Source organism: Streptomyces sp. NPDC037301, assembly GCF_055602785.1.
Genome location: NZ_JBVJWD010000185.1, coordinates 1 through 1,201 on the forward strand (window position 1 = coordinate 1; position 1,201 = coordinate 1,201).

1 protein-coding gene is annotated in these 1,201 nt (G+C 65.5%); it reads right to left on the minus strand.

The features are described 5' to 3' along the window. Positions 1-90 precede the first annotated feature (90 nt). Positions 91-705: a DUF4253 domain-containing protein gene (locus ACZ7IB_RS49285; protein ID WP_470921922.1), complete on the minus strand. Its 615-nt coding sequence runs from the start codon at positions 703-705 to the stop codon at positions 91-93. Positions 706-1,201 lie beyond the last annotated feature (496 nt).

Below are 1,201 nucleotides of genomic sequence, written 5' to 3' on the forward strand. Positions count from 1 at the left end.
ACCCGGACAGAATGACGCCCACGCGCCGTCCACCACAGCATCCGGACGGCGCGTCACATCACAACAGGGCAAACGTTGCCTGATGCGGCACTAGTCCCACCAGAACGACCAGGAAGTCCGCCCCACAAGGTCCATCGCGTACTCGGGGAACGGCGTGGGCGGGTCATCGACGATGTTGTCCGCGGTCGACAGCACGTGCTCCAAAGCGAGCAGGCTCGCGTGCTCTGCTTCAACGAGAGGTCTCGCGACCGATACGTGCAGCTCGCCGCCGAACAACGCCACGACCGGGGCACCGAAGCGGTCCTCCCAGCTCCGAAGGAGTGCACACAGCAGAGGGAGTGGTGCCTCCGCGGACCACCCGATCAACGCCAAAGCATCGCTGCTGCGATGGGCAGGGACGAGAACGAGGCGGCACTGGTCCAGCCCGAACTGGCCCGCCTCGATGAGCCCGGCCAGCAGGCTTGACGCAGCCTCCTCGGGCGTGGGGCCTTCAGAGGCAAGGGGCATTTCCGGTGCCAGGCCCGGCCACTGTTCGAAAGGCGGCCCGGGGTCGTGTGGCCACGGCTCGATTCCCTCAGGTACCGGGGCAGGCGTCGGGTCCGTCCAGAACGGCAGCCTCCTGCCGCGGTACTCAGCGAAGCCCGCGGCCAGCACCTCGTCCAGGCGGACGCCGTCGGCGTGGTCCAGGCTGAGCGGTTTTCCCATGGCGGCGGGCCAGCACAGGAGTGGAACCAGGCCATGTGCTCGTTGCTCGCTCAGCAGGCGGGGCCACAGCCTTTCGACGTCTTGAGGGAATTCTTCTGAGACCCACACGCGTACGGGACCACGAGACAGGAGCCGGCCGGGAGGCAATCCATCGGGCAGAACAAACATGGTCGCACCGTAGACCGCGGTTCCGACAGCGCAGCCGCCTGAGGCATCAAACGATGCCTCCGCTCTCAGTGATCCAACGAAACTGCCTAGTGTCCCGCCGGGCCCAACGCTCCAACACCGCACGCTCGTCAACGGACAACAACAACGGTTCCAGCTTCGGACCACGATGCGGTGCGGGCACACCCGAAGAATCACTCATACAGGAACTAACGATGGATCTCCGGCGCAGGACACTAGGGCGCGTATCGAGTCGTGATCAATCTGTGGGATTCGCCCTCGCGGCGGGGCCTGGACCGGTAGATGTTCTTGCGTGACGCGAGTGCAACTG